Consider the following 1719-nt stretch of genomic DNA (forward strand, 5'->3'; position numbering starts at 1 on the left):
GTTATTTTATAGGCTGTTGGAACAAGCCATAGTAACAAAACCATTAACATATAGGGCTATCAAAGAAAGACGTTAAACCACAATATATAGTGGTTGGTGCAGCTAAGTGGATAGCCCTTTTATTTATACAGTAATTGAAAAATTCCTCCTTTCCACCGGAAAAAAGGATTAATTCCCGCTTTCACTCACGTAGTATTTTTATTGATATTCTGTTAGTGATTGAAATCATGAAGTTATTCATGTTAATTTGGTTACATTAAAAAAATAGAAAAGGAAATGGTCTGATGTGTAAAAGCAGGATTTTTTCCTTCTAATAAGCTGTTATATTTCAAGGACGGTCATGGAGTTAACTCAGAAAAAATCATCTAATCAAACATCATTTGAATTTGGCGATGAAAAATTAAAATACTCAATTAAAGATTCTTCGGGAAAGAGAACGTTTTCAACTGACTATGGTTCTATTTCTGATGATGGTTTTGATGAACTCGAAGAGAGGAATGATTGGTTTCGAAACGTTGGAGTGTTATGGGTATTGATTGGGGTTTTCCAAATAGTAAGTCGCTTAATGGAATCTGGTAGCTTTTCTGGTTCAATGTGGCTAACGCTTGGAGTTATTTGTCTAGTTGTATACAAGTTTAAAACTACAAACTACACAATTGTTGACGCCGAGAAAGGTCGTATATTTATAATCCAAGATGATCAACACTCTAAAATATTAGATGAAATATCTATTCGTAGAAATAAGCAATGGAAACATTGGTACGGTTCTATTAATTATGAAAATGATCCTCAAAGTGAGTTAAATAAGTTTCAATGGCTACTGGATAAGAATGTAATTTCAGAGGACGAATTCAAAAGTGTAAAGGCCGAAATTGGTTTAGAAATTGAGTCTCCAAAACGTGTGCTAAATTGAAATATAACAAGCGCTTAAACAAGGACAAATTGTGGTTGGCTTTTGTCGCTGCGCTCCAAAATTATAGCCAACCACAATTTGCCTGTTAAGGCGGGCGTTAGGCGCTACCAAATATCAAACATTATGGAAACACTCGAAGAAATTTTATTACGTGCAAAAGATGGCCTTGAGTTAGGCTGGTTGTTCTTGCCAAAAAATAAATTATGGGTAAGGAAGACCCCTGCAGTAATAATTGATGAAGATGAATTATCTGAATCGGAGGTAAATGATGATGGGGATTCACTTTTTGCTATAGAAAACAATTTAGAATCAACTTTAGATAACCAAACCATCGAAAGCATTGTGGCTTCGGCTGATACCATTTCATCAAAAGTATCTATAGAGTTGCTGATTGAAGCATTCAACTATTACTATAAACACGATGCTTTTTTACCTGAGTCTGGTTTCAAACCATTGGAAGGAAACGAGTACCAAAGAAAGCTAGATTTAGACTTCTATAATTTACTTGGCCAAGAAAGCTCAACTATTGAGTGTGTCAGAAAAGAGTGTTTGCGCGGTAAAATAAGCGGTAGTGTTTTCTGTAGGGTTCACCATTTCGAAATGGTGCAAAATAAAGCATGCCCTTTCACTAACTAACTTGCGCCAATAAATAAGGATAGGCGTAGCGCAGCCTGCGCCTTATCTAATAAATAAGGATAGGCGTAGCGCAGCCTGCGCCTTATCTGGTTGTTGAACCAGCCCGACGCTACTTATATATGCAAATATCTCAGAAATAATTTTGTGATGTGAGTGAGCTATTTATCAGC

At 35.8% G+C, this 1719-nt stretch carries 2 protein-coding genes; both read left to right on the top strand.

Going from position 1 to position 1719, the window contains the following annotated elements; genetic code table 11:
- The first annotated feature begins 340 nt into the window (after positions 1-340).
- Positions 341-913, top strand: coding sequence for a hypothetical protein (locus tag JQC92_RS22145; protein ID WP_205001693.1), 573 nt, complete (start codon positions 341-343; stop codon positions 911-913).
- A gap of 123 nt (positions 914-1036) precedes the next feature.
- Positions 1037-1549 carry a DUF7716 domain-containing protein gene (locus JQC92_RS22150; RefSeq protein ID WP_205001694.1) on the top strand — a complete coding sequence of 171 codons (513 nt, stop codon included), beginning with the start codon at positions 1037-1039 and terminating at the stop codon, positions 1547-1549.
- Positions 1550-1719 lie beyond the last annotated feature (170 nt).

The sequence above is a fragment of the Parashewanella hymeniacidonis genome (assembly GCF_016900895.1).
GTDB lineage: Bacteria > Pseudomonadota > Gammaproteobacteria > Enterobacterales > Shewanellaceae > Parashewanella > Parashewanella hymeniacidonis.